24 protein-coding genes are annotated in these 26267 nt (G+C 69.0%); 7 read left to right on the forward strand and 17 right to left on the reverse strand.

Annotation, left to right across the window (positions count from 1 at the left end):
- Positions 1-98: 98 nt before the first annotated feature.
- The 10 genes from gyrA to ICG51_RS01755 form a co-directional block, all read right to left on the reverse strand.
- Positions 99-2663, reverse strand: coding sequence for a DNA gyrase subunit A (gene gyrA / locus ICG51_RS01710; RefSeq protein WP_190281267.1), 2565 nt, complete (start codon positions 2661-2663; stop codon positions 99-101).
- Between the two features lie 287 nt (positions 2664-2950).
- On the reverse strand, positions 2951-4018 hold the full coding sequence (gene mtnA, locus ICG51_RS01715; protein WP_190281268.1) for an S-methyl-5-thioribose-1-phosphate isomerase: 1068 nt from the start codon (positions 4016-4018) through the stop codon (positions 2951-2953).
- Positions 4019-4086: 68 nt separating this feature from the next.
- Positions 4087-4821, reverse strand: coding sequence for a DUF3011 domain-containing protein (locus tag ICG51_RS01720; RefSeq protein ID WP_190281269.1), 735 nt, complete (start codon positions 4819-4821; stop codon positions 4087-4089).
- Positions 4822-4969: 148 nt separating this feature from the next.
- Entirely contained in the window at positions 4970-5938 is a 969-nt protein-coding gene (gene epmA, locus ICG51_RS01725) for an EF-P lysine aminoacylase EpmA (protein ID WP_190281270.1), read from the reverse strand.
- Positions 5935-8277, reverse strand: coding sequence for an NAD-dependent DNA ligase LigA (gene ligA, locus ICG51_RS01730; RefSeq protein WP_190281271.1), 2343 nt, complete (start codon positions 8275-8277; stop codon positions 5935-5937). The genes epmA and ligA overlap by 4 nt, the downstream gene beginning before the upstream one ends.
- Before the next feature lie 123 nt (positions 8278-8400).
- The gene (locus ICG51_RS01735) at positions 8401-8616 is read right to left on the reverse strand and encodes a hypothetical protein (protein WP_190281272.1); all 216 of its coding nucleotides are present in this window, start codon (positions 8614-8616) and stop codon (positions 8401-8403) included.
- Between the two features lie 71 nt (positions 8617-8687).
- Complete coding sequence (zipA, locus tag ICG51_RS01740) at positions 8688-9404, reverse strand: cell division protein ZipA (protein WP_190281273.1); 717 nt, start codon at positions 9402-9404, stop codon at positions 8688-8690.
- 22 nt (positions 9405-9426) lie between these two features.
- On the reverse strand, positions 9427-12930 hold the full coding sequence (gene smc, locus ICG51_RS01745) for a chromosome segregation protein SMC (RefSeq protein ID WP_190281275.1): 3504 nt from the start codon (positions 12928-12930) through the stop codon (positions 9427-9429).
- Positions 12931-13061: 131 nt separating this feature from the next.
- A complete protein-coding gene (locus ICG51_RS01750) occupies positions 13062-13337 on the reverse strand; it encodes a BolA family protein (RefSeq protein ID WP_190282307.1) in 276 nt (91 codons plus the stop codon).
- Positions 13338-13369: 32 nt separating this feature from the next.
- Positions 13370-13669 carry a YciI family protein gene (locus tag ICG51_RS01755; RefSeq protein ID WP_190281277.1) on the reverse strand — a complete coding sequence of 100 codons (300 nt, stop codon included), beginning with the start codon at positions 13667-13669 and terminating at the stop codon, positions 13370-13372.
- A gap of 347 nt (positions 13670-14016) precedes the next feature.
- Between ICG51_RS01755 and ICG51_RS01760 the strand changes: the two genes are divergently transcribed.
- From ICG51_RS01760 to ICG51_RS01770, 3 genes are read left to right on the forward strand one after another with little or no spacing between them, the layout of a single operon-like run.
- Positions 14017-14892 (forward strand): ScpA family protein, encoded by an 876-nt coding sequence (locus tag ICG51_RS01760; protein WP_223809664.1) that lies wholly within the window; start codon positions 14017-14019, stop codon positions 14890-14892.
- Positions 14889-15713, forward strand: a complete 825-nt coding sequence (gene scpB / locus ICG51_RS01765) for an SMC-Scp complex subunit ScpB (protein WP_345776110.1) — start codon at positions 14889-14891, stop codon at positions 15711-15713. The genes ICG51_RS01760 and scpB overlap by 4 nt, the downstream gene beginning before the upstream one ends.
- Positions 15703-17331: a pseudouridine synthase gene (locus ICG51_RS01770; protein WP_190281281.1), complete on the forward strand. Its 1629-nt coding sequence runs from the start codon at positions 15703-15705 to the stop codon at positions 17329-17331. Before scpB ends, ICG51_RS01770 begins: the two co-directional genes overlap by 11 nt.
- A 64-nt stretch (positions 17332-17395) precedes the next feature.
- Here ICG51_RS01770 and ICG51_RS01775 read toward each other — a convergent pair whose 3' ends face one another.
- On the reverse strand, positions 17396-18238 hold the full coding sequence (locus tag ICG51_RS01775; protein WP_190281283.1) for a hypothetical protein: 843 nt from the start codon (positions 18236-18238) through the stop codon (positions 17396-17398).
- Between the two features lie 72 nt (positions 18239-18310).
- On the opposite strand from ICG51_RS01775, the gene ICG51_RS01780 reads away from it, so the two are divergent.
- Together ICG51_RS01780 and ICG51_RS01785 are read left to right on the forward strand one after the other, a co-directional pair.
- On the forward strand, positions 18311-18697 hold the full coding sequence (locus tag ICG51_RS01780) for a hypothetical protein (protein WP_190281285.1): 387 nt from the start codon (positions 18311-18313) through the stop codon (positions 18695-18697).
- Positions 18698-18820: 123 nt separating this feature from the next.
- On the forward strand, positions 18821-19690 hold the full coding sequence (locus ICG51_RS01785; RefSeq protein WP_190281287.1) for a pirin family protein: 870 nt from the start codon (positions 18821-18823) through the stop codon (positions 19688-19690).
- 112 nt (positions 19691-19802) lie between these two features.
- On the opposite strand, the gene tpx is transcribed toward ICG51_RS01785, so the two are convergent.
- From tpx to ICG51_RS01815, 6 genes are all read right to left on the reverse strand, one after another.
- Positions 19803-20303, reverse strand: coding sequence for a thiol peroxidase (tpx, locus tag ICG51_RS01790; protein WP_190281289.1), 501 nt, complete (start codon positions 20301-20303; stop codon positions 19803-19805).
- Positions 20304-20385: 82 nt separating this feature from the next.
- Positions 20386-21156 (reverse strand): biotin/lipoate A/B protein ligase family protein, encoded by a 771-nt coding sequence (locus ICG51_RS01795; protein WP_190281291.1) that lies wholly within the window; start codon positions 21154-21156, stop codon positions 20386-20388.
- Positions 21153-21485 (reverse strand): biotin--protein ligase, encoded by a 333-nt coding sequence (locus ICG51_RS01800; protein WP_223809489.1) that lies wholly within the window; start codon positions 21483-21485, stop codon positions 21153-21155. Before ICG51_RS01800 ends, ICG51_RS01795 begins: the two co-directional genes overlap by 4 nt.
- Positions 21486-21493: 8 nt before the next feature.
- Positions 21494-22312: an amidohydrolase gene (locus ICG51_RS01805; protein WP_190281292.1), complete on the reverse strand. Its 819-nt coding sequence runs from the start codon at positions 22310-22312 to the stop codon at positions 21494-21496.
- 5 nt (positions 22313-22317) lie between these two features.
- Positions 22318-23652 (reverse strand): peptide-methionine (S)-S-oxide reductase MsrA, encoded by a 1335-nt coding sequence (gene msrA / locus ICG51_RS01810; RefSeq protein WP_223809490.1) that lies wholly within the window; start codon positions 23650-23652, stop codon positions 22318-22320.
- 21 nt (positions 23653-23673) lie between these two features.
- Positions 23674-24822: a pyridoxal phosphate-dependent aminotransferase gene (locus tag ICG51_RS01815; RefSeq protein ID WP_190281294.1), complete on the reverse strand. Its 1149-nt coding sequence runs from the start codon at positions 24820-24822 to the stop codon at positions 23674-23676.
- A gap of 114 nt (positions 24823-24936) precedes the next feature.
- On the opposite strand from ICG51_RS01815, the gene ccmA reads away from it, so the two are divergent.
- Complete coding sequence (gene ccmA / locus ICG51_RS01820; RefSeq protein ID WP_190281296.1) at positions 24937-25584, forward strand: heme ABC exporter ATP-binding protein CcmA; 648 nt, start codon at positions 24937-24939, stop codon at positions 25582-25584.
- The gene (gene ccmB, locus ICG51_RS01825; RefSeq protein WP_190281298.1) at positions 25581-26252 is read left to right on the forward strand and encodes a heme exporter protein CcmB; all 672 of its coding nucleotides are present in this window, start codon (positions 25581-25583) and stop codon (positions 26250-26252) included. Before ccmA ends, ccmB begins: the two co-directional genes overlap by 4 nt.
- Positions 26253-26267 lie beyond the last annotated feature (15 nt).

The raw sequence follows: 26267 nt of genomic DNA on the forward strand, positions 1-26267 counted from the left end.
CCGCTGCATCCTTCGCGGGAGGGGGACAGGCTAGCCGATGTCGGCGCGGAAATGGCATCCGCGCGCCGATCAGGCGGCTACCGGGGCCGCCGGTGGCCTCAGTCGACGGCGTCTTCCGCGCCCTCGGCTTCCGCGTCCAGGGTCGCATCGAGCCGCTCGATCGCCTGCAGCTTCTCGTCTGCCGCCAGCCGCATCAGGGTCACGCCCTGCGTGTTGCGACCGACCTGCGCGATCTCCGCGGCGCGCGTGCGCACAAGGGTGCCGCCATCGGAAATCAGCAGCACGTCGTGGCGCTCGGTGAGCTGGATCGCGCCAACCAGCGCGCCGTTGCGCTCGTTGGTCTTGAGCGCGATCACGCCCTGCGTGCCACGGCCCTTCTTCGGGAATTCCTCGATCGGGGTGCGCTTGCCGAAGCCGCGCTCGCTGGCGGTGAGCACGTCGCCGTCGCCATCCACCACGATCAGGCTGCGCACCTCCTCGCCCTCGGCCAGCTTCATGCCGCGCACGCCGGTGGCGGTCCGGCCCATCGGGCGCACGCTGTCGCCACCGAAACGCACCGCCTTGCCGTTGCTGGCGAACAGCATGATGTCGCGGGTACCGTCGGACAGCTCCGCGTTCACCAGGGCATCGCCTTCGGCCAGGTTGATGGCGATCTTGCCGCGCGCCAGCCGGAACGCGTATTCGGTCAGTGGCGTCTTCTTCACCGTGCCGTTGCGGGTGGCGAAGAACACGTACTTGCCGTCCTCGTACTCGCGCACCGGCTGCACCGCCTGCACCTTCTCGCCTTCTTCCAGCGGGATCCAGTTGATGATCGGGCGGCCACGCGCGTTCGGCCCGGCCTCCGGCAGCTGGTACACCGGCAGCCAGAACACGCGGCCGTGGCTGGTGAAGGTGAGCAGGGTGTCGTGGGTATTGACCAGCCACAGCTGGTCGATGAAATCCTCGTCCTTGGTCGCCGCCGCGTTGCGGCCCTTGCCGCCGCGCTTCTGCGCGCGGTAGGTGGTGGCAGGCTGGCGCTTGGCGTAGCCGGCATGGGAGAGCGTGACAACCACGTCTTCCGGCGCGATCAGGTCGAGGATGTCGAGGTCTTCCTCGGAGGCGCGGATCTCGCTGCGGCGCGGGTCGTTGAACTCGGCTTTGAGCGCGCGCAGCTCCTCGCGGATCTTTTCCAGCAGCACGTCCGGGTTTTCCAGGATGAGGATCAGCCCGGCGATTTCCTCCAGCAGCTGGCGGTATTCGTCGGTCAGCTTCTCCTGCTCCAGCCCGGTCAGTCGGTGCAGGCGCATTTCGAGGATCTGCTGGGCCTGCGTCTCGGTCAGCTGGTAGCCATCCGCCAGCAGGCCGACGCCGGCAGGCAGGTCTTCCGGCCGGCTGGCCTCGGCGCCAGTGGCGGCCAGCAGCGCGCCGACCAGCCCCGGCTGCCAGCGCCGCGCCAGCATGCGCTCGCGGGCGACGCCCGGGTTCTCCGAGGTCTTGATCAGCTCGATCATCTCGTCGATGTTGGCCAGCGCAACGGTCAGGCCTTCGAGGATGTGCGCGCGTGCGCGCGCCTTGCGCAGTTCGAAGATGGTCCGGCGCGTCACCACTTCACGGCGGTGGCGGACAAAGGCTTCGAGGATCTGCTTGAGGTTCAGCAGCCGCGGCCGGCCATCGACCAGCGCCACCATGTTGATGCCGAACACCGACTCCATCTGGGTCTGCGAGTACAGGTTGTTCAGCACCACGTCGGCGGATTCGCCGCGCTTGACCTCGATGTAGATGCGCATGCCGTCCTTGTCGGACTCGTCGCGCAGTTCGCTGATGCCCTCGAGCTTCTTCTCCTTGACCAGCTCGGCGATCTTCTCGATCAGCCGCGCCTTGTTCACCTGGTACGGGATCTCGGTGACGATGATCGACTCGCGGCCGTTGTCGGCCACTTCGATGTCGGCACGGGCGCGCATGCGCACCCGACCCTTGCCGGTGCGGTAGGCGACGTGGATGCCGCCGACGCCGTTGAGGATGCCGGCGGTGGGGAAATCCGGGCCGGGGATGTATTCCATCAGCCCGTCGATGTCGATCTGCGGGTCGTCGATCAGCGCCATCAGCGCGTCCACCACCTCGCCCAGATTGTGCGGCGGGATGTTGGTGGCCATGCCCACGGCGATACCGGCCGAGCCGTTGACCAGCAGGTTCGGGAACCGGGTCGGCATGACCGTGGGTTCCAGTTCCTTCTCGTCGTAGTTGGGCTGGAAATCGACGGTGTCCTTGTCGATGTCGGCCATCAGCTCGTGGCTGAGCCGCGACATGCGCGCCTCGGTGTAACGCATCGCCGCGGCGCTGTCGCCGTCCACCGAACCGAAGTTGCCCTGCCCGTCCACCAGCAGGTAGCGCAGCGAGAACGGCTGCGCCATGCGCACCAGCGTGTCGTACACCGACTGGTCGCCGTGCGGGTGGTACTTACCGATCACGTCACCGACGATGCGCGCCGACTTGTAGTACGGCTTGTTGCTGTGCGCACCCAGCTCGTTCATCGCGAACAGCACGCGGCGATGCACCGGCTTCAGGCCGTCGCGGACGTCCGGGAGCGCGCGCCCCACGATCACGCTCATGGCGTAATCGAGGTAGCTGCGACGCATCTCGTCTTCCAGCTTGACGGGGATGATTTCCTTGGCGGATTCGGCCATCGTGCGTCCGTTTCTCGTGGTGGTGCCTATCGTGAATTCCGGCCCGCAGGCGACCGGCGGAAACCTGTTCCGCAAGTGCTTCCAACGGGAATTTCCAGCAACGGGAAATCATACCATCCGGGGGCTCTTAAAGCACCCCGATTCCATCGGAAATCAAGCAGTTGCGGGCCTTCCAGCGCCCCGCGCAGCGCCGGAAGCCGCATTTCCGCCGCTGACAGGCGTGATGGCGGAAGCGGATGCGAAAGTCACGCCGTCGGCCGCCGGCAGGGCCGCGTGCGCTCCGCGCCTCAGCTGCCGAACATCGTCCGCATGCGTGCCGCGTCAGGACGCTCCACCACGCCCTTCTCGGTGACGATGGCGTCGATCAGTTCGTGCGGGGCAACGTCGAACACGGGGTTCCACGCGTGCACGCCGTCCGCCACCACGCGCTTGCCGCGGAACGACAGCAGTTCCGCCGGGTCGCGCTCCTCGATCTCGATCAGATCGCCGGAGGCGGTTCCCATGTCGACCGTGGAAGACGGCGCCACCACCATGAACTTCAGCCCGTGGTGCTTCGCCGCGATGGCCAGCTGGTAGGTCCCGATCTTGTTGGCGGTATCGCCGTTCGCGCAGATGCGGTCCGCACCGACCACCACCCATTGCACCTGCCCGGTCTTCATCAGGTGCGAGGCGGCCGCATCGGCGATCAGGGTGGCATCGATGCCGTCCTGCGCCAGCTCCCACACGGTCAGCCGTGCGCCCTGGTTCCACGGCCGGGTCTCGGTGGCGAAGACGCGCGCGATGCGGCCGTCGGCCACGCCGGCGCGGATCACGCCGAGGGCGGTGCCGAAACCCGCCGTCGCCAGCGAGCCGGTATTGCAGTGTGTCAGCACGCCGCTGCCGGGCGCGATCAGCGCGGCGCCGGCGCGCCCCATCGCACGGTTGGCGGCCAGGTCTTCGGTTTCGATGGCCAGCGCTTCGTTCTCCAGCGCCGCGCGCCAATCATCGCCCGGATCCAGCGCGGCCAGCGCGCCGGCCATGCGCGCCAGCGCCCAGGCCAGATTGACGGCGGTGGGACGGGCAGCGTTGAGCCGTTGGATGGCGGGCTCAAGCAGGCGCGAGGCTTCGGCCGGATCACCGGCCTCCAGCCCGCGGCCGGCCAGCACCACGCCCCAGGCCGCGGCGATGCCGATGGCGGGCGCGCCACGCACGGTCAGCGCGCGGATCGCTTCGGCCACCTCATCGCTGGTGCGGCATATCTCGTGGACCACGGTGAACGGCAGCACCCGCTGGTCCAGCAGCTCCAGTGTTTCCCCGGTCCAACGGATCGGACGGACGTGGTCGTAACGGTCGTAATCGATGGCGGAATCGTTCATGCACGCATTTAACCACGGTCACCGCGGGGTACCCTGCGGACCCCGCGATGCCGTCACGCATGGCTCGATCAGAAGCTGCGGAATTCGGCGCGGCAGCCCTGCGACACCCAGATCCCGCTGCGGCCATAGCCCCAGCTGCGGCCTTCGATGCAGGACGCGCGGGACAGCTGGCGGATGAGCTGCACGCCGGCGCGGGTGTTGGCCGCGCATTCGACATAGCGCCCGTCGTTGGATTCGCAGCGGAACACGCGCCCGCCGTAACCGTAATCCGGGCGGTCCCAGCCGCCGCCGCGGCGCACCGCGAACTCGCCGCGGCAACCCTGCGACACCCACACGCTGCCGCGGTCCGAGCCCCAGCTGCGCCCCTCGATGCAGGCCGAGCGCGACACCTGGCGGACCAGCTCGGCGCGACCGCGACCAGGGAACGCGCAGCGGTTGTAGCGGCCGTCGTTGGAATCGCAGCGCACGATGTTGCCGTAGCCCTGTCCGTAGCCATATCCATCGTCGCGGTCATAACCACCACCCTGGCCGGACAGGCGGAAATCAGCGCGACAACCCTGCGACACCCAGACGCTGCCGCGCCCGTAACCCCAGCTGCGACCCTCGATGCACGGCGCCTTCGATATCTGCCGCTCCAGCAGCACGCGCCCGCCGCCGGTGGGACACTCGCGGGTGCGGCCATCATTGGATTCGCAGCGGATGACCTGGTCGCGATAGCCGTCGCCGCCGTAGTACTGGGCGGCGGCAGGCGCCGCGGCGGAGCCGGCGAACAGGGCGATGGCAATGACAAGCTGGCTACGCATGGACTGGCTCCTCCTGGCTCGGCCCGGCATGGGCGCGATTCACGGTTCCGACTGTAGGCGGGCCGGATTAACCGCAGGCAAAAATAGCGCGTCTGCCGCACGCGCGGACACGACGCATTCAGATTTCCGGCAATGCCGCCGCGTGCACTCAGGCGCGGGAGAATTCGAAGGCCAGCACGTCGCAGATGCGCGGCGTGCCCAGCAATGCCATGAGCAGCCGGTCCACCCCCAACGCGACTCCGGCGCAGTCCGGCAGGCCGTAATCCAGCGCACCCAGCAGCGCGGCATCCAGCGGGGTTGCCGGCAGGCCGCGCTGGGCGCGCACCTGCACGTCACGCTCGAAGCGCGCCCGCTGCTCGCGCGCATCGCAAAGCTCGTGGTAGCCGTTGGCCAGTTCAAGCGGGCCCAGGTACAGCTCGAAACGCTCGGCCACGGGCGGATCGCCTGCGCGAATGCGTGCCAGCGCCGCCTGCGATGCCGGCCAGTCGTGCACCGCCAGCAACACGTCGTTGCCGAACAGCGGCTGCAGCCGGTGGGTCATCAGCAGGTCCAGCCAGTCGTCGCGGTTCAGGCCGTCGGGATCGATGCGCACCTCGCCCAGCGCGCTGCGCAGGGTATCGATGTCGGCGGTCAAGGGATCCAGCTGCAGGTGCTGCCAGTAGAGGTCGCGGAAGCTTGTGACCACCGGCGCTGCATCGCGCCCGACCAGCGCCAGCGCGGCGCGCACCAGCGCCGCGGTTTCGTCGAGCAGACGCAGGTGGTCCCAGCCGATCCGGTACCACTCCAGCATGGTGAATTCCGGGTTGTGGCGGCCGCCAGCCTCGCCGTCGCGGAACACCCGGCCAAGCTCGTAGCAATCGCCGATACCCGCGGCCAGCAGGCGCTTGAGCGCGAACTCGGGCGAGGTGCGCAACCAGCGCGTGCGCGGCGCGCCGTCGGTGCGGCCGGAAAACTCCAGCGAGAACGAGGCGATGTTCGGCTCGGTGTTGCCGGCCAGCGACAGCACCGGGGTTTCCACCTCCAGCACGCCGCGGGCGTGGAAGAACTCGCGCACGAGGCGGTTGAACGCGGCGCGCAGGCGCAGCGCCTCGGGCAGCGCGGTCGGCTGCCAGCTCATGCGTGCTCCGCCAGGAACGCCAGCAGCTTCGCCTCGTCCCAGATTTCGATGCCCAGCTCCTCGGCCTTGGCCAGCTTGGAGCCCGCCTCGCTGCCGGCCACCACGAACGAGGTCTTCTTCGACACGCTGCCGGCGGCCTTCGCACCCAGCGCCTCGAGCTTCTCCTTCGCTTCGTCGCGGCCCATCGACGCCAGCGTGCCGGTCAGCACGACGGTCTTGCCGTCCAGTGGTCCCCCCGCCAGAGCGCCGCGCTCGGGCAGGCGCCCGCGCAGCGCCGCCTGCGCCTGCGCGGCGCGCAGCAGCAGGCCGGCGTTGGCCTCGACCTCCAGCCACGCAACCAGCACGCCGGCGGTCTCGGCCGGCAGGCCGGCGGTGACGAGGTTGTGCACTGGTGCATCCAGCAGGGCCTGTGCGTCGGCGAACGCACCGCCGAGCTGGGCGGCGCGGACCGGCGTGATTTTCGGGATTTCCAGGTCGACCAGCAGTGTCGCCAGGTCCAGCGCCTCGGCCAGCTTCGGATTCGGCGCACGCGCATCGGTGATGCGCACGCCGCGCGCCAGCAGGCGGTCGATCACCTGCTGGTTGCCGGGTTGGTCGAGGAAATGACCGAGCGCGCGCGCGACTTCTCCACCGATGTCGGGCACGCGCTTGAACAGCGGCCAAGGCAGGTGGCGGATCAGCTCGAGGTCGCCGAACCACTGCGCCAATGCCTTGGCGGTGCTTTCGCCGACGTGTTCGATGCCGAGCGCGTACAGGAAGCGGGCCAATGTCGTCTCGCGGCTGCGGTCGATCGCCTCGATCAGGTTGTCGGCCCATTTGGTCGCGATCTTGCCGGCCTTCACCGTCTCTGGAACGGAGCCGTCGCGTTCGTCCACGCGGCGCTTCATTTCCAGCAGGTCATCGAGGGTCAGGCGATACAGGTCGGACACGTCCTGCAGGTAGCCGAATTCGGCCAACGATTCGATGTAGCGCTCGCCGAGGCCGTCGATGTCCATCGCGCGGCGCGAAGCGAAGTGGAACACCGCCTGCACCCGTTGCGCCGGGCAACTCAGTTCACCCGAGCAGCGCCACACCGCAGCGCCCTCCTCGCGCACCACCTCCGCGCCGCAAACGGGGCAGCGCACCGGCATCGACCACGGCTGCGTGCCCGGCGGGCGCTGGTCCGGCACCACCTGCACCACTTCCGGAATCACGTCGCCGGCGCGGCGCACGATCACCGTATCGCCATTGCGCACGTCCAGCCGCGCCACGTGGTCGGCGTTGTGCAGGGTGGCGCGGGTGACGGTGACGCCGCCGACCTGCACCGGCTTCATCAGCGCCCACGGCGTTACCGCGCCGGTGCGACCGACGTTGACTTCGATCGACTCCAGTACCGTCGTCTGTTCCTGGGCCGGGAACTTGTGCGCGATGGCCCAGCGCGGCGCGCGTGAAACGAAGCCGAGCTCACGCTGACCGGCGTAGTCGTCGAGCTTGTACACCACGCCATCGATGTCGAACGCAAGGCCGTCGCGGGCGGCGCCGATGCGCTGGTAATAGGCCAGCAGGCCTTCGACGCCCTGCACCACCGTGGCCAGGTCGCTGACCGGGAACCCCCACTCGCGCAGCAGCGCCAAGGTGGCCGAATGGGTGGCCGGCAGCGCGCCGCCGTCCACCAGGCCGATGCCGTAGGCGAAAAAGCTCAGCGGCCGCTGCGCGGTGACGGCCGGATCCAGCTGGCGCAGCGAACCGGCGGCACCGTTGCGGGGGTTGGCCAGCACCTTGCCGCCGTGCAGGCGCGCGTGTTCGTTGTACTTCTCGAAGTCGGCGCGGGGCATGTAGACCTCGCCACGCACTTCCAGCACGCCCGGCCAGCCGCTGCCGCGCAGTTGCAGAGGAATCGCCTTCAGCGTGCGCAGGTTCGCGGTCACGTCCTCGCCGCTGGCACCGTCGCCGCGGGTGGCGCCCTGCACGAACACCCCGTGTTCGTAGCGCAGGCTGATTGCCAGGCCATCGAGCTTGGGTTCCGCGGAGAACACCAGCGCGCCGCGGTCCAGGGTTTCGTCGATGCGTCGCACGAAGTCCTGCACTTCCTCGTCGCTGAAGGCGTTGCCAAGCGACAGCATCGGGATGGCGTGACGGACTTCGGCGAACCTTCCCGACGGCGCACTGCCGATGCGCCGGGTAGGCGAATCGGGGGTCGCCAGTTCCGGATGCGCGGCTTCCAGTTCGTCGAGTTCGCGCAGCATCCGGTCGTACTCGACGTCCGGGATGTCCGGCGCGTCGAGGACGTGGTAGCGGTAGCTGGCGTCTTCCAGCTTCTTTCGCAGCTCGGCGGCGCGTTCGGCGAGATTGGCGGTCATGCCGCGATTTTAGCGTTGCGCCGGTGAGCGCCGACGGACGGTGACGGATTCCGGCCCCGTCCGCATCCGCTCCAGCCGATCACGCCAAGCCCATCACCGGAGCCCGACCCGGAATCGGCGGTTTCAGAGCACCCGCGGCGCGCTGGAAAAGTACCCGCCCGTGGTTTCGTAGCTGATCGCGCTGCTGGCGTTGAACAGCGCGGCGGTGGCGGTGAACTGGGTGGGACTGAGGAACACCTGGGTCGTCGCCGTCGAGCCTTCCAGAGTGTAGTAGAGCCAGTATTTCCTGTCGCTCGGCTTGTAACCGAAGCTGTAGCTTTCAACCTTCTTCCAGGCCATGACCTGCTCCGCGATGGGTGTGTCCCCAAGTCAACGGGGAAACCGCGCCGCACAGGCCTGCCCCGCGCGGGTTACCAGCGCGAGGTCCTGCCCAGCGGTGGCGCCGCGTTCTGGCGATCGTACGCACGAAGTTCGTCGCGGATGTGCTGGATGCGTTGGCGGCCCAGCGCGCTGCGCTCCTCGTCCAGCACCACGCCATCCAGCAGGTCGGCCATGCGCTGCGCCGCCGGCTCCATGGTTTCCCACGCATCCAAGGCCGGCACCGGTGCCGGCAGGGTGAGGAAGAAGGCGATGGCCGGGGTTTCGACGTCGGCGATGCGGGCCATGTCGAAGCTGCCCGGCTTGATGATGTTGGCCACGCTGAAGATCGGCCCGGCCTCCGGGCGCCCGTCCACCAGGCGGTGGAAGACGTCCATGTAGCCGAAGGTCAGGCCGGCTTTCTCGGCCGCCACCACGATATCGGAGCCGCGCAGCTTGCTCCCCGCCTTGGCCGCGACGTACAGCGAGATGATGCGGTCGAACTGGTCCACCGGGCGCCGGCCCAGCTCGCTCTGCGGCGCGCCGGTCGCCAGGGGCAGCTCCTCCTGCTCCGCCTCGCCCTGACCCCAACTGTCGGCCAGCTGCTCGCCCAGCGAAGGCTCGGTACGGTCGGCAGCGTCCCGCGCGGTCTCGCGCGCCACGCGACGGCCCTGCCCGTCCTTGCGGCTGCGGCCGAAAAAGATGATCGCACCGAGCAGCAGCGACATCGCCACCGCGATGCCGATCCGGAGCAGGGTCATGTCCGACATCAGGCAGTCTCCATGAAACAGATTATGCGGCGCCGGCCAGGCGCGCGGCTTCGGCAAGGTCGACGGACACCAGGCGCGACACGCCCGGCTCGCGCATGGTCACGCCCGAGAGCTGCCGGGCGGCTTCCATGGTCGCCTTGTTGTGGGTGACGAACAGGAACTGTACCGCCTCGCTCATCTCGCTGACCATCGCGGTGAAGCGACCGACGTTGGCTTCGTCCAGCGGCGCGTCCACCTCGTCCAGCAGGCAGAACGGCGCGGGGTTGAGGCGGAAGATCGCGAACACCAGCGCCACCGCGGTCATCGCCTTCTCGCCACCGGACAGCAGGGTGATGTTGGACACGCGCTTGCCCGGCGGCCGCGCCATGATCGTCACGCCGGTATCCAGCAGGTCGTCGCCGGTGAGTTCCAGATAGGCATGGCCACCGCCGAACAGCCGCGGGTAGAGCTCCTGCACGCCGGCGTTGACGCGGTCGAAAGTGTCGCGGAACCGCCCACGGGTCTCGCGGTCGATCTTGCGGATCGCCTCTTCCAGGGTTTCCAGCGCGGAACTCAGATCGGCGTCCTGCGCATCCAGGTATTCCTTGCGCTGGGCGGCTTCCGCGTGTTCGGCGATCGCCGCCAGATTGACCGGCTCCAGCCGGCGCAGCCGCGCGTCCAGCTCGCCAACCGTGCGCTCCCACGCGCCCGCGTCGGCGTTTTCCGGCAGCGCGTTCAGCACTTCGTCCATGACGAAGCCGGCCTCGACCACCGCCGCCGTGAACTGTTCCGCCTTCAGCGCCAGTGCCTGCTGGTCGAGGCGGCGCTGGCCAATGGCCTCGCGTTGCGCCAGCGCCTGCGCGTCGCGCTGCTGGCGCACCTGCTCGTGCTGGCGCAGCTCGGCATCGATGCCCTCCAGCGCGGAGCGGGCCTGCGCCAGCTCGCGGTCGGCGCGCACGCGTTCTTCCAGCGCAGCCTGGCGCTCGGCTTCCAGCGCCTGCACCGGCGCATCGCCCTCGGCCATCTGCGCGGCAAGATCACCCAGCCGGGAATCCAGCTGCCCGCGCTGTCCGCCCATGCGCTCCAGCGCCTGCGCCAGCGCCACCGCCTGTACCCGCTGCGATTCCAGCGTCAGCGCCAGGGCGTGGGCGGCGTCGCGCGCCTCGCGGGCGGCGGTGCGGGCTGCCTCGCGCTTGTCGCTGAGGTAGCGACGCTCGTTGTCCAGCGTCTGCCGCGTGGACTCCAGGTTGCCCATCCGGCCCAGTGCGTCCTCGATGCGGATGCGTGCCTCGGCGGCCTGTTCCTTGTTCGCCTCCAGCGCTTCGCCCAGCTGCGCCAGTTCGGCATCGATGCGGGCGATGCGGTTGCGTGCGTTCTCCAGCCGGCCCTGCTGGCTCTGCAGCTGGCCGCCCAGTTCCGATACGTTGCGATGCGCCATGTACAGCTGGCGCTGCGCGTCCTCGCGCTGCTGCTCGGCCGCCAGGTGCGCATCGCGCAGCTGGACCAGCGCGGCGTCCAGCTCACGCTCGCGCTGGGCATGCTGCTCGATCTCGGCGCGCAGCGACTGGATTTCCTTCTCGCGCAGCAGCGCGCCCTGCTTGGCCGCGCCGGAACGGGCGATGCGAACCCAGCCGTCGCCCAGGCGCTCGCCGCCGCGGGTAATGACCGAGTCACCGTCCCCCAAGGTAGCCTGCAGCGCACGGGCATCGGCCAGCGTGTCTGCGGCGTGCAGCCGCGCCAGCAGGCGGCGGATCGCACGCGGGCCCTGCACTTTCGCCGCCAGCGAGGTGGCGGGATAGGTGGCGTCATCGGCCGTGCCGGCAACCAGCGCCAGCCGTCCTTCGCCGAGCTCACCCAGCGCATCGACCAGATGCTCCGGCGCGTCCACGATGACCGCTTCGATCAGCTGGCCCAGCGCAGCTTCGACCGCGTTCTCCCAGCCGGCGTCGACCTGCAGCCGCTCGCCCACGCGGGCCGCGTCATTCAGGCCCTGCGCTTCCAGCCACTGTCTGGCCGCGCCCTTCTCCTGCCCAAGCGCGGCGGCCTGCAGGGTTTCCAGCGAGGACAAGCGGCCGCGCGCCGCCTGCGCCTGCTTGCGCAGCTCGGCCAGTTCCGACTGCGCGGCGCGCTGGCGCTCCTGCACCTGGGCAGTGGCCTGCTTGCGGGTTTCCACCTCGCCGGTCAGTGATTCCAGCGATTCCTTCTGCGTTTCGTGCTGCAGCTGCAGCTGCTCGAAGGCATCGCTGAGGGTGTCGAGGTCGAGCCCGGCGCGCTCCTCGCGCAACTGCTGGCGACGCCGGTCGGCATCGAGGATCTGCCGGTCGAGATGTTCGATGCGGGTGCGCTCGACGTCGCCGGCGCGCGCGGCTTCGGCTTGTTCGCGGCTGTGCGCGTCCCAGCGCTGCTGCCAGTCTGCCAGCCGGGCCTCGGCGTCGTGCAGGGCGTCCTGCCGCAGCAGGTCTTCCTCCTGCAGCAGCTCGAGCCTCGGCTCGGCCTCGGCCAGCGCCTCCTTCAGCACATCGAGCTTCTGCTGGTCACCACTGATGTGGCTGCCGAGCTCGGCCAGCGCCGCCTGCGCCTCATCGCGCGCGCGCTGCAACCGCACCGACAGTTCGCGCTGGTGCGCGATCTGCTGTTCCACCCGCGCCAGCGTGCTGCCCACCTGGTAGACGACGGCCTGCGCGGTGTTGAGCGCGTCGCTGGCGGTTTCACGACGCTCGCGGCCGGTTTCCAGCTCGCTTTCGGCGTGGCGCTGTTCTGCAATCAGCTGCTCCAGCCGGGTTTCCTCGCGCGCCAGTTGCTCGCGCAGGCCCTGCAGGCGGGCATCCAGCACGCGGAACTCCAGCGCCTTCCATTCGGCATCCTTGACCCGGCGTTCGGCCTGGATCGCGGTGTACTGCTCGGCCTGCTTGGCCTGCCGCGCCAGGTGCTGGAGCTGCTTGCCGACTTCCTCGCGCAGGTCGTTCAGGCGGTCGAGGTTTTCGCGGGTGTGGCGGATGCGGGTCTCGGTTTCCTTGCGGCGCTCCTTGTACTTGGAGATGCCGGCGGCTTCCTCCAGGTAGACGCGCAGCTCCTCGGGCTTGGCCTCGATGACCTGCGAGATCATGCCCTGCTCGATGATCGAGTAGCTGCGCGGCCCAAGGCCGGTGCCGAGGAACAGGTCGGTGATGTCGCGGCGGCGGCACTTGCCGCCGTTGAGGTAGTAGCCGCTCTGGCCGTCGCGGCTGACCGTGCGCTTGACCGAGATCTCGTTGAACGCCGCGTATTCGCCGGTGATCGTGTGGTCGGAGTTGTCGAAGATCAGCTCGACGCTGGCCTGCGATACCGGCTTGCGCGCGGAGCTGCCGGAGAAGATCACGTCGGTGAGCGAGTCGCCGCGCAGGCGGCTGGCCGCGCTCTCGCCCATCACCCAGCGGATCGCGTCGATGATGTTGGACTTGCCGCAGCCGTTCGGACCGACGATGCCGGTCATGTTGGTCGGCAGGTGCAGCGTGGTCGGATCGACGAAGGACTTGAAGCCGGACAGCTTGATGGTGGACAGGCGCATGCGCGTCGGTGAACCCTTGGCGGCGCGTACCCGCGCCGCTGGAAAATTGGACTGACTCGATCCCCTAAACCATTGTTTTATCTAAGGGAAACTCTGCGGCAACCTGATGCCGACAGATGAGTATAGCGGCGCTATGCGGCCTCGTCGGGGGTACGCGCCCGGATCGCCAGCGCATGGATGTCGGTCTGCATCATCTCGCCCAGCGCGGCGTAGACCAGCCGGTGGCGGGCCAGCGGCAGCTTGCCGACGAAGGCGGCGCTGACGATATCGACGCCGAAATGCCCCTGCCCGCCGCGCGCACCGGCATGCCCGGCGTGCTTGTGGCTGTCGTCGGTGACCTCCAGCGAGAGCGGCGCCAGCGCCTGCGACAGCCGCTCGCGGATGCGCTCGATCCGTACCGGGTTCAGCCGCGGGATGTCGGCCTCGCTCCAGCCGCCGCTCACGGCAGCACCTTGCGGAACGGACGCACGTCCACCCGCGCGTACACGCCGGCGGCGCAGTAGGGATCTGCATCGGCCCAGGCGCGGGCGGCCTCCAGCGAGTCGAACCGGGCCACCACCAGGCTGCCGGAGAACCCCGCCGGACCCGGATCCTCGGCGTCGATGGCCGGGCACGGGCCGGCCAGCAGCAGCCGGCCCTCGTCGCGCAGCGCGTGCAGGCGTGCCAGGTGTTCCGGGCGCGCGGCCTGCCGCCGCGCCAGCACGTCCTGTCCGTCATAGCCCTCGATCACGTACCACATCGCATCCGCCCTCCATGAACCGTTGCCGCCATTGTAGGGGCGGCCAGTGGACAGCCGCGGCGGCAGCCCGTACCCTTGACCGATCGTGTAAGGCCCGATCCCGCGGCCCGCGCGGCCATCCGGCGCCCCACACGCCGCCCCGCGCCCGCCGATCCGGCCTCCTGCCACCCGTTCCGATGCCGCCCGCTGGCCGGGTGCATGCGCGCAGTGGCGGATTGCTGCAGGCGCAAGGTGACCCGGCCGGTACGGCCATCGACACATGCTGTGGCCCGGAGGGGGCCGCAAACCAGATGACATCCGAATCCAGCAGCGGCCCGGCGGCCGATGCCCCCGCCCACAACCCGAGCATGCGCCCCGAACAACAGGCCGCGCCACAGCAGCAGGAAATGCCGCTGGCGATGGTGCTTGGCCAGCCGGTGGTGGAGATCCCGAAGGATCTCTACATCCCGCCGGACGCGCTGGAAGTCATCCTCGACGCCTTCGAGGGCCCGCTGGACCTGCTGCTGTACCTGATCCGCCGGCAGAATCTGGACATCCTCGACATCCCCGTCGCCGAGATCACCCGGCAGTACGTGGACTACATCCAGGCCATGCACGAGATGCGCTTCGAGCTGGCGGCCGAATACCTGGTCATGGCCGCGATCCTGGCCGAGATCAAGTCGCGCATGCTGCTGCCGCGGCCGCCCAGCGAGGAAGGCGTGGAAGACGATCCGCGCGCCGACCTGGTGCGCAGGCTGCAGGAGTACGAGCGCTACAAGAAGGCCGCCGAGGACCTGGACACGCTGCCGCGGCAGGACCGCGACACCAGCGTGGCCATGGCCCACGTGCCCGACCGCGCCGCCGTGCGGCTGCCGCCCCCGGTCGAGCTGAAGGAAATGCTGCTGGCCCTGCACGACGTGTTCAAGCGCGCCGAGCTGTACACCCAGCACGCGATCAAACGCGACGCGCTGAGCGTGCGCCAGCGCATGGGCGAACTGCTGGAACGGCTGGCCGGTGGCGCCTTCCACCGCTTCGAATCGCTGTTCACCGTGGAGGAAGGCAAGCTGGGCGTGGTGGTCACCTTCCTCGGCCTGCTCACGCTCGCCAAGGAACAGCTGATCGACATCGTGCAGGAGGCGCCGCTGGCGCCGATCTACGTGAAGTCGCTGACTTCGGGCGAAGACGCGCCCGCGCTGGACGAGCTGTCCAGCGAGTTCGATGACGCAACCGGGCCGAACGCATGACCGAAATCGACCAATCCCTTGTCACCCGCGTCGTCGAGGCCGCACTGCTGGCGTCGCACCAGCCGCTGACGCTGGTCCAGCTGAAGGGCCTGTTCCCGCTGGACGAGCCGGCGCCGGACGACAGCGTGGAAACCGCGCTGGCCGAGCTGCAGGCGGCCTGCGAGACGCGCGGCGTGGAACTGGTCGAGGTGGCCTCGGGCTGGCGCTTCCAGGTCAAAGCCGATGTACACCCGTGGGTGGCACGGCTGTGGTCCGAGCGGCAGACCAAGTACACCCGCGCGACGCTGGAGACGCTGGCGCTGATCGCCTACCGCCAGCCGATCACCCGCGGCGAGATCGAGCAGATCCGCGGCGTCACCGTGAACAGCAGCATCATCAAGGCGCTGGAAGAGCGCGAGTGGATCCGCGTGGTCGGCCATCGCGACGTGCCCGGCAAGCCCGAGCTGCTGGCCACCACCAAGACCTTCCTCGATTACTTCGGATTGAAGCGACTGGATGAACTGCCGCCGCTGTCGGAGCTGAAGGAGATCGGCGAGCTGGAACCACAGCTGCCATTCGCTCCGGCCATTCCGGCCGGGATGTCCGCCGGCGCGGAAGAAGCAGCGCCGGAGACCCCGTCCATCGGTGCAAGCCCGGACGGAATGCTCTCCGACCCCATATCCCAGGAACCCGAGGTACCGGCGCAGTCGGATACAGAAGTCGACTCCGCTTCCGCAGACCCCGCTTTCGCAAGCGAAGACGCGAGCGAACTCCAACCCAACGAAGAACCCCATGGAGACGAGGCGGACGCCGCATCGTCGGAGCAGAAAGATGAGCAATAAGGAAACAACCCGCCGCCCGCTGAGCCTGAAGCGCGCCGCTACCGAAACCGCCGCCCCGCAGATCAGCGAACGCCTGCACAAGGTGCTGGCGCAGGCCGGCCTCGGCTCGCGCCGCGCGCTGGAAGCCCGCATCGCCGACGGTCTGGTCAAGGTCAACGGCGAGGTCGCGCAGACCGGCATGAGCATCACCGGGGGCGACAAGATCGAGATCGACGGCCGCACCTTCGTGGCCAGCGCGCTGACCGATCCGCCGCGCGTGCTGATGTACAACAAGCCGGAAGGCGAAGTGACCACCCGCGAAGACCCCGAAGGCCGCCCGACCATCTTCGACGCACTGCCGTCGCTGAAGGGCGCGCGCTGGATCGCGATCGGCCGCCTCGACATCAACACCACCGGCCTACTGCTGCTCACCACCGACGGCGAGCTGGCAAACGCGATGATGCATCCCAGCCACGAGGTGGAACGCGAATACGTCTGCCGCGTGCGCGCGCCGGAAGGCGAGGAAACCGTGTCCGACAAGCTGGTCGACCGGCTGGCCCGCGGCGTTGCGCTGGAGGACGGCCCGGCCAAATTCGACGAGATCGAACGCGTGACCGGCGCCAATGCCCCGCAGGAAAGCAGCCACGACTGGTTCCGGGTGCTGCTGAAAGAAGGCCGCAACCGGGAAGTGCGCCGGCTCTGGGAATCGCAGGGCTGCCAGGTCAGCCGCCTCAAGCGCATCCGCTATGGCCAGGTGCGCCTGCCGCAGCCGCTGCTGCGCGGGCACTCGCAGGAGCTGCCGCAGGCCGAGGTCGAGGCGCTGCGCAAGGCGGTCGGGCTGGAAGACGGTACGCCGTCCGCGCTGACGCTGATGCCGGTGCTGGGCCAGCGCAAGGCCGGCAAGACCGTGGTCGCCGGCAACGCCCGTAGCCACGGCTACGTCGGCGGCCACACTACCGCCGATGAAGGCCGCGAACTGCGCCGCTTCGACGCCTTCCGCGAGGATCGCGGTCGCCGCGGCGCCCCCCGCAAGCCCGGTGGCCTGACCGTCAGCGGCGAGATGGCGGCGGCGCAACGCGACAAGCGCCTGAAGGTGAAGGGTCCGCGCCAGCCCGGCCAGCGCATGAAGCCCGGCGAGCAGCGTGGCGAGAATCCGGCGGCGATGCGCACCTGGTTCGTGCCGGATGGCGTGGACACCGGCCCCTCCGGCCACCGCAACCCCGGCCAGCGTGGGCCGAAGAAATTCGGCGACAAGCCCTATGGCGAACGCAGTGGCGGCGCTGGCCGCCCCGGCGGCGGCAAGCCGCGTGGTCCTGGTGCAGGGTTCGGTGGCGACGCCCGCGGCCCGAAGCCGTTCGGTGAGCGCGGCCCGCGCCGCGAGGGCGGACAGGGTGCCGGCGAAGCACGCCCGCAGCGCGCACCCAAGCCCTACGGGCACCCGGGCAATGCACCGCACTTCCCGTCCGACCATGCCCACGGCGGCAGCTTCAATCCCTACGCCACGCAGCAGCAGCGCCCGCGTGGCGGCAAGCCCGGCGGTGGCGGTCGGCCCGGCGGCAATGCCGGCCCCCGCGGTCCGCGTCCGGCAGGCGGCCGGCCCGGCGGTGGCAACCGCGGCCCGCGCAGCGGCAATCGCTGAGTCCCGTTTAGCAGCAGGGCATGTCCCGCCGCGAACGTGCATCGACCGATCGAAAACCCGCGCCCTAGGGCGCGGGTTTTTCGCTTTCCACCGCGGGCGGCGACGCAGTGATGGAGGCGAGCCGGTACGTGCGGGAATATCCGCCCATCGACGAACCATCGTGGAAACCGGGCGCCGCTTCACCTCTTGCCGCCGTCAGCGTCTGGATGCCACACGTGGGCGCGCATGCCCAGATGGTGCCGGCGGGATAGGAAACGAGTACCGACACCGGATGCAGATCGGCCAACAGTTTGCCGCTGGGCGTCAGCATCGCATCGCCGGCCCACATCGATTCCTGCCTCGCATGGACATTGCCCATCAACGCGATGATCCGCGCGTCCGGATGCGCGTCATGGAATCGGCGCAGACCATTGGCGATGGCCACATTCCGCTCCAGGTTGGTACCCGGTTGATCATCGACGGCGAACAGGGAGACCGGTCGGCCCGCCTGCTTCAGCGCGCGCAGATCCTCAATCAGCCTGAGCATCGCCACACTTGACCGGCCATCCCTGCCCCGCTGCCAGAAATCGCTGGCTATCAGCTTGCGCACGTCGTCCGCAGCGCCCGCACTGGCCATGAAGGCTTCGAGCAACGGTTGATTCCGCGAAGAGATCTCCAGGCCAACGGCGACTTCCCGGGCTTCCGAAATCGAGCAGGCCAACCCGTGGATCAATGCCGGCGCTTCCTGCGAACCATGCATCTCACCAAACAGCAGCAGCGGCGCATCCGGTGCGCCTGACACCGCCGCGCAATCGACCGCGACCGCCTCGGCCGCATCGCGGCTGCATGCGGCCAGCGGAATCAGCACCGCAATTGCAACCGCCATCGCCAATCCAATACAGGCCCTGCTCGCCGCGCGGTTTTCCATTCAATGCCCCTTGGCATGCACGAGTGCGAAAGCGCTTACGATCACACAACGCCCCAATCACCGACAGCCGCCATGCCTACCCTGCTGCTCGCTCTGCTTTTGCTCGCCGATCCGCAAACGTCCACCGCCGCCGCGCTCATGGATTACGCCGACGCCAAGCGCCTGGCCGATGCGGACGAAGCCGCGGTGACGGGTCCGGCCAAGGAGAAACTGCTGGCGGCGCAGGCTGCGCTGCTGGATGCCGGGGTGGCCGACTGCAACCGCTTCGACCTGCGCGGCGATGTCACGCCCTTCATCGTGGTGATGCAGCTGGATGCGCAGGGCCGTGTCCGACAGACCTGGCGTGAGGGCGGCTCGCCGCTGGCGATCTGTCTGGAGCGGTATGTGCGTGACCGGATCCTGGTTCCACCACCGAAAGCCCCTTTCCATGCGTCGCTGGAAATCAGCTTCGGCAGGTAATCCGAATAATCTGCAAAAACAGAACAATCCGTCATTTTTCATCGGATTGAATCGTATTTGCGCACAATCCATGATGACACCCAAGGCAACCGGCATCGCGCCGGCCCGCATTGGAGCAACGCCATGAAGAAGGTCCTCGAAGTCGCAGGCGCCCCCAGCCGGCACTGGGTCGGCAACGGGTTTCCCGTGCACGGCATGTTCGGCTACAACGGACCCGGGGTGGCCGAACGCAGTCCATTCCTGATGCTGGATTACGCCGCACCGGTGCGGTTCGAGCCGACCACCGAGCGCCGCGGCGTCGGCCAGCATCCGCACCGCGGGTTCGAGACCGTCACCATCGTCTACGAAGGCGAAGTGGAACACCGCGATTCCACCGGCAACGGCGGCGTCATCGGCAAGGGGGACGTGCAGTGGATGACCGCCGCGGGCGGCATCCTGCACGAGGAATTCCACTCTCGCGCCTACGCCGCCAGCGGCGGCCCGTTCGAGATGGTCCAGCTGTGGGTCAATCTGCCGGCCAAGGACAAGATGGCAGCGCCCGGCTACCAGGGCATCCTGGATGCGCAGATCCCGGCGATTGCCCTGCCGGAAGGCGCCGGGACGCTACGGTTGATCGCGGGCGAATACGCCGGCCAGCGCGGACCGGCGCACACCTTCACCCCGATGAACGTCTGGGACCTGCGGCTGGCCGCCGGCCAGCGGCTGTCGCTGCCGCAGCCGGAAGGCTGGACCACCCTGCTGGTGGTGCTGGACGGTACCGTGCAGGTGAACGGCGAGGCGATCGTCCGCGCCGCCCAGATGGCCACGCTCTCCACCGCCGGCAGTGGGGTGGAGATCGAAGCCAGCGGTGCGGCGAAGCTGCTGTTGTTGGCTGGCGAGCCGATCGACGAGCCGGTCGTGGGTCATGGCCCGTTCGTGATGAACAGCCAGCAGGAGATCATCCAGGCGATCGCCGACTTCAACAGCGGCAAGTTCGGGCGGATGGCGGGGTAATCTCGGGCTATCGACCCGCGCCCCAACTGAAAACGGAACCGGCGTCCCTGCGACAGGGACGCCGGATGCCGTATCGCGGAAACGTGCGCCCGCGCCTGCGGGCGCGCTGCCGTCAGCCCAGCGCAGCGAGGGCTGCAGCGTAATCGGGTTCTTCGGTGATTTCCGGCACCAGCTGGGTGTGAAGCACCTTGTCGTGGTCATCCAACACCACCACTGCGCGCGCGGCCACGCCGGCCAGCGGGCCGTCTTCCAGCGCCACGCCATAGTCGCGGAGGAACTCGCGCCCGCGCATGGTCGAGAGCATGGTCACGTTGTCCAGGCCTTCGGCACCGCAGAAGCGCTGCTGCGCGAACGGCAGGTCGGCGGAGATGCACAGCACCGCGGTATTGGCGAGCCCCGCGGCGTCCTGGTTGAAATGCCGCACCGACGCGGCGCAGACGCCGGTATCGACACTCGGGAAGATGTTAAGGATCTTGCGCTTGCCGGCGAAATCCGCCAGCGCACGGTCGGACAGGTCGACGCCGACAAGGCGGAACGCCGGCGCCTGCTCGCCGATCTGCGGAAGCTGGCCGCCGACGCGGACCGGATTGCCTTTGAGGGTGACGCTGGACATGCGGTAACTCCTGGAGTGGAACGGAAAACGGAAAACGGAACGCCCATGCTAGGACGGCGGACGTCAGCCCGCCGTCATGGCGTCACGGCACCACGCCTGTCCATGCGGGCGTGGCGAACTTCTTCAGCGCCAGCGCTTCCGCCCGCGCCAGTTCGTCCGGGCGGATGACATCGTCGGAGAGTCCGTGCGTAGTGCGGAAAGTGTCGATCATCCGCGCGATGACCTCGGCGCGCGCCAGTCCGGTCTGGCTGCGCAACGGATCCACCCGCTTGTTGGCGCTCTGGGTGGCCTTGTCGGACAGCTTCTCGCGGCCGATCCGCAGCACCTGCAGCATCTTGTCGGCGTCGATGTCGTAGGCCATGGTCACGTGGTGCAGCACTGCCTTGCCCCGGCGCATCTGCGCGGCGCCGGCGATCTTGCCGGCCTTCGAGGCGATGTCGTTGAGCGGCTGGTACCAGGCCTCGATGCCCAGCGTGCGCAGCGCCTCCAGCACCCAAGCGTCCATGAACGCGTAGGACTGCTCGAACGACATGCCCGCCACCAGCGACTCCGGCGCCGACAGCGAATAGGTGATGGTATTGCCCGGCTCGATGAACATCGCGCCGCCGCCGGTGATCCTGCGCACCACCTCGATGCCGTGGCGCGCCGCGCCGTCGGGATCCACCTCGTTGCGCAGCGACTGGAAGCGCCCGATCACCACCGCCGGCGATGCCCATTCCCAGACCCGCAGCGTCGGCGGGCGGCGACCGGCCGCCACCTCGTCGGTCAGCACTTCGTCCAGCGCCATGTGCAGCGCCGGCGATTGCGGCTCGGCGTGGACCAGTTGCCAATCGAATGCACGCCAGGCGCTCATGCCGCCTCCGCCGCATCGATGGCGCGCCGCACCGCGACCGCGACCGCGTCGGCGCTGACCCCGTACATCCGTACCTGCGCCGGCAGCGCTGCCTGCACCACCGCGGCCAGTGCCTCCGTATCGGCGTCGACCCCATGCCCGGCAAGCGCCGCATTGATCGCGTCCAGCGCCTCGTCCGGTTCGAGGAAGAAATCCCCGCTCAGCGCCACCTGCCCCAGCCGGCCGTGGTCGATGGCCACGTCGGCTACCACCAGCTTGCCGCCCGGCATCTTGTATTCGCCATGTCCCTGCATGCCGGCATTGTCCGCCGGCGCCGCGGCCGCCGCCATGACCCCGGTCACGCCTCGAGGTTGAAGGCATCCGCATCGCGCAGCGCCGGAAAGCGCTCGCGGTGCGCCTGCAGTTCCGCGGCCTGCAGGGTGGTGGTGGCCACCACTTCCGCATCCATGCACTCGCTGACCGGCTGGCCGAGGAAATCGATCACCGCGCTGTCGCCGCTGTAGTGCAGGCCGTTGCCGTCGGTGCCGACGCGGTTGACGCCGACGACATAGCTGACGTTCTCGATCGCGCGTGCGCGCAGCAACGTCTTCCACGCATAACTGCGCACCGATGGCCAGTTGGCGACGTACAGCGCCAGGTCGTAGTCCGGCAGGCCCGGGCGCGCGGCGTTGTAGCGGTTGCGCGAGAACACCGGGAAGCGCAGGTCGTAGCAGACCTGCAGCAGGATGTGCCACCCCTTCCATTCCACGATCACCCGGCGGTCACCGGCGGCGTAGCGCTCGTGCTCGTTGGCGAACGAGAACAGGTGGCGCTTGTCGTAATGGGCCAGCCCGCCACCGGGCGCGGCGAACAGCATGCGGTTGTAGACGCCGTCGCCATCGCGCAGCTGCACGCTGCCGGTGACGGCCGCATCCAGCCGGTCGGCCTGCTCCAGCAGCCAGTCCACGGTGGCGCCCTGCATGTCCTCGGCCGCGGCCACCGCGTCGTTGGAAAACCCGCTGGTGAAGGTTTCGGGCAGCACCACCAGGTCGGTGATCCCGTGCAGCGGCGCAATCAGGCCGGCGTAGTAGTCGCGGTTCGCCGCGGGGTCGTGCCAGCGGGTCTCGCCCTGCACGATCGAGACGCGCAGGTCGGACTGGGGAACGGAATCATCCATGGAGGTCATGCCTTGGGTGGATCGGGAAGGAATTTCAGCACGTTGCCGTTGATGCAGTAGCGCTTGCCGGTCGGCGGCGGGCCGTCGTCGAACACATGACCCAGATGGATGCCGGAGCTGGTGCTGCGCACCTCGACGCGGCGCATGCCGTGGCTGTCGTCCTGCAGGAATTCCAGCGCACCGGGCATCGGCTCGAAGAAGCTGGGCCAGCCGCAGGCGCTGTCGAACTTGGCGTCGCTGCGGAACAGCGCGGCACCGCTGATGGGATCGAAGTAGGTGCCGGGGCGGGACTCGTACAGGTGCGCGCCGGTGCCCGGCAGCTCGGTGCCCGATTCGAAGGCGATACGCTGCTGTTCTGGGCTGAGCAGGTGGAAACCCAGCCACTGCCAGAACTTCCTGGCATCGCCGGCGTAGCCCGTGAAGCGCGAGACCTCCTTGCCCTGCTGGAACAGCACGATGGTCGGCGTGCCCAGCAGCGGGCCGGCCAGCGTCCAGCCGGTCGGCGCCTTCTGCGAGCGGGTTTTGGCGAACGGCACATCAGCCTTCCAGCCGGCCAGCACATCGGCCTCGAACTTCTCGCAGTACGGGCAGTCCTCGGCGTCGTACACCACCAGCTGGCGGTCGGCGCGCAGCGTGCTGCCTTCGAGCGGCGGCGTGGTGGCGACCGCGGCGTCAAGGCCGAACTTCACCCCGGTGCCGCCCAGCCCGCAGTAGCCGTCCGGGTTCTTCTCGAGGTAATCCTGATGCGACTCCTCCGCGCGATTGTAATGGCGCAGCGGGAGGATCTCGGTGGCGATCCGGCCATAGCCCGCGCTCGCGAGGTTCTTCTGGTAGATGTCGCGGCTCTGTTCGGCCAGCGTCTTCTGCACCTGAGTGGTGAAATAGATCGCGCTGCGGTAGTTGCTGCCGATGTCGTTGCCCTGGCCGTCGGCCTGGGTGGGGTCGTGGTTCTCCCAGAACGCCGCCAGCAGGGTCATCAGGTCGAGGCGCTTCGGATCGAAGCGCACCCGCACCACCTCGGCATGGTTGCGGGCCTGGCTGCGGCCGGCGCGGATCAGCCGCTCCTCGCGCAGCACGTCCTCGTAGGTCACCTTGGGCGCATCGCCACCGGCATAGCCAACCTCGACATCGGCCACGCCCGGGACCGCGCGCAGGCGTTTTTCCGCGCCCCAGAAGCAGCCCATGCCGAAATAGATGTCCTGCAGCTGTTGCGTGTCCATGGCGGCGACTCCTGTCCGTGGCATGACCGGGCGGGCCTGCAGGGCCCGCCATCCCAAGAACGCCGCTGCGCCCGTCAGCAGCAGTGCGAACAACAGGGCGATGGTCTTGTCGGCCTGCATCACGGCCTCCGGGTTGTGGCGTTACAGCTTGGACAGGCGCTCGATGGCGCGGTTCACCGTGTCCTCGTTCTTGGCGAAACACAACCGCAGCAGGCGCTGCCCGGCCGGCGCCGCCGCATAGAACGGCGACAGCGGGATGCCGGTCACGCCGTGCTCCACGGCCAGCCAGCGCGCGAACTCCAGGTCCGGCAGGTCGCTGACGGCCGAATAGTCCACCAGCTGGAAGTACCCGCCCGGCACCGGCAGCGGTTTGAACCGGGTCTGGGCCAACTGCGCGCGGAAGCGGTCGCGCTTGTCCTGGTAGAAGGCGCCGAGCTGCTCGTAGTGTTCCGGCTCCTGCATGATCATTTCGGCGAAAGCGTGTTGCGACGGCGTGAAACTGCAGAACACATTGTACTGGTGGACCTTGCGGAACTCCGCCGACAGCGCCGGCGGCGCGATCGCGTAGCCCAGCTTCCAGCCAGTGCAGTGATAGGTCTTGCCGAAGCTGGAAATGACGAAACTGCGCTCGCGCAGTTCCGGATACAGCAGCGCGGATTCGTGGCGCGCGCCGTCGAACACGATGTGCTCGTACACCTCGTCGCTGAGCAGCACGATGTCGGTGCCCTGCAGCAGCGCGATCAGCGCCTGCATGTCGGCGGCGGTGAACATCGCGCCGGACGGGTTGTGCGGGCTGTTGACCATCAGCATGCGCGTCTTCGGCGTGATCGCCGCGCGCACCGCCTCCCAGTCGGGGGCGAAGGTGGCCGGATCCAGCGGCACGTGCACCGCGGTGGCGCCGGCCAGCTCGATGGCCGGCTCGTAGCAGTCGTAGCAGGGGTCGAGGACAATGACTTCCTCGCCCGCGCGCACCACCGCGTGGATGGCATTGAAGATCGCTTCGGTGGCACCGCTGGTGACGGTGATCTCGGCATCCATGTCCGGGCGCCAGCCATAGCAGCGCTCGGTCTTGGCGGCGATGGCCTGGCGCAGCGCGGGGATGCCGGTCATCGGCGCGTACTGGTTGTGGCCGGCCTGCATCGCACGGGACAGCGCATCGACAAGTCGCGGCGGCACCGGGAAATCCGAGAACCCCTGGCCGAGGTTGACCGCGCCATGCTCGGCCGCCAGCTGCGACATCACAGTGAAGATGGTGGTGCCGACCTTCGGCAGTTTGGTGTCCAGGCGCATGTCGTTGCCGTTCGCAGCGGGCGTTCCAGTGTACGGAATCCGCGCCCGGCCGGATGCGCGTACGGGCGCAGGCCGGTGGGCGCGCGCCGGGCGGGCCGGTAGAATCGGCGGCCCATGCCAGATCCCCACACGCCTCCCCGCCCCCTGCTCGCCGCACACGGGCTGGCATTCTCGCGCGACGAGACGCCGGTATTCGGGCCACTGGATTTTTCCGTCGACGCGGGCGAGGCGCTGCTGGTGCAGGGCGGCAACGGCGCCGGCAAGACCACGCTGCTGCGCGTACTGGCGGGCCTGCTGCGCGCCGACACCGGCAGCGTGGACGTCGATGGTCAGCCCGCACGGCCCGAATCCCGCGCCCGCCACATCGCCTACCTGGGGCACCTGCCAGGCCTGAAGGCCGACCTGTCGGCGCTGCGCAACTTGGAATACCTGTGCGGGCTGCATGGCCATCGCGCCCGGCAGACGCCGGAGGCGGCGATGGCCATCGTCGGCCTGGGGGGATTCGAGGACGCGCCACTGCGCACCCTCTCCGCTGGGCAGAAGAAGCGCCTCGGGCTGGCAAGGCAGTGGCTGTCGCCGGCACCGCTGTGGCTGCTGGACGAGCCCTACGCCAACCTCGACCTGGACGGCATCCAGCTGGTCAACCGGATGGTGGAGGCGCACCTGCGCGAGGGCGGCGCCGCGCTGATCACCACCCACGGCGCCTACGCCGCGCCGCCGGTGCGCACGCGCCTGCTGGAATTGAAGAGACCGGCGCCATGATGTGGCAGGCCGCACGCGCATTGATGATCCGCGACCTGCAGCTGCTGTGGGCGCGCCGTGGCGACGCCCTGCAGCCGGCGCTGTTCGCGCTGTTGACGGTCGTGCTGTTCGCGCTGGGTCTGGGCGGCGATGCCAGATCGCTGGCGCCGGTGGCCGCGGCGGTGCTGTGGCTGGCGGCCCTGCTGGCCGGGCTGCTGGCACTCGACAACCTGTTCCGTGGCGACGCCGAAGACGGCTCGCTGGAGCAGTGGATGCTGGCGCCGGTGCCACTGTGGTGGCTGGTGCTGGTGCGCACCCTGATGCACTGGGCCACCACCGCCCTGCCGCTGATCATCGCGGTGCCGCTGCTGGGTGAACTGCTGCACCTGCCGCATGCGCAGCTGCCGGTACTGATGCTGTCGCTGCTGCTGGGCACGCCGATCCTCAGTCTGCTGGGGGCGGTGGTCGCCGCGCTGACCGTGGGCATGCGCCGCGCCGGCATCCTGGTCGCACTGCTGGCGCTGCCGCTGTACGTGCCGGTGCTGGTGTTCGGCGCAGGTTCGGTGGCGGCGCACGCGCAAGGCTTCGATGCGGTCGGCGCGCTGCTGCTGCTCGGTGCCGGGCTGGCGCTGGCGTTGGCACTGGCCCCGGTCACCGCCGCCGCCGCGCTGCGCATCGCCCATTCATGAAGCAGCGCGCGCTTG

Source organism: Thermomonas sp. XSG, assembly GCF_014678725.1.
Taxonomy (GTDB): Bacteria; Pseudomonadota; Gammaproteobacteria; order Xanthomonadales; family Xanthomonadaceae; genus Thermomonas.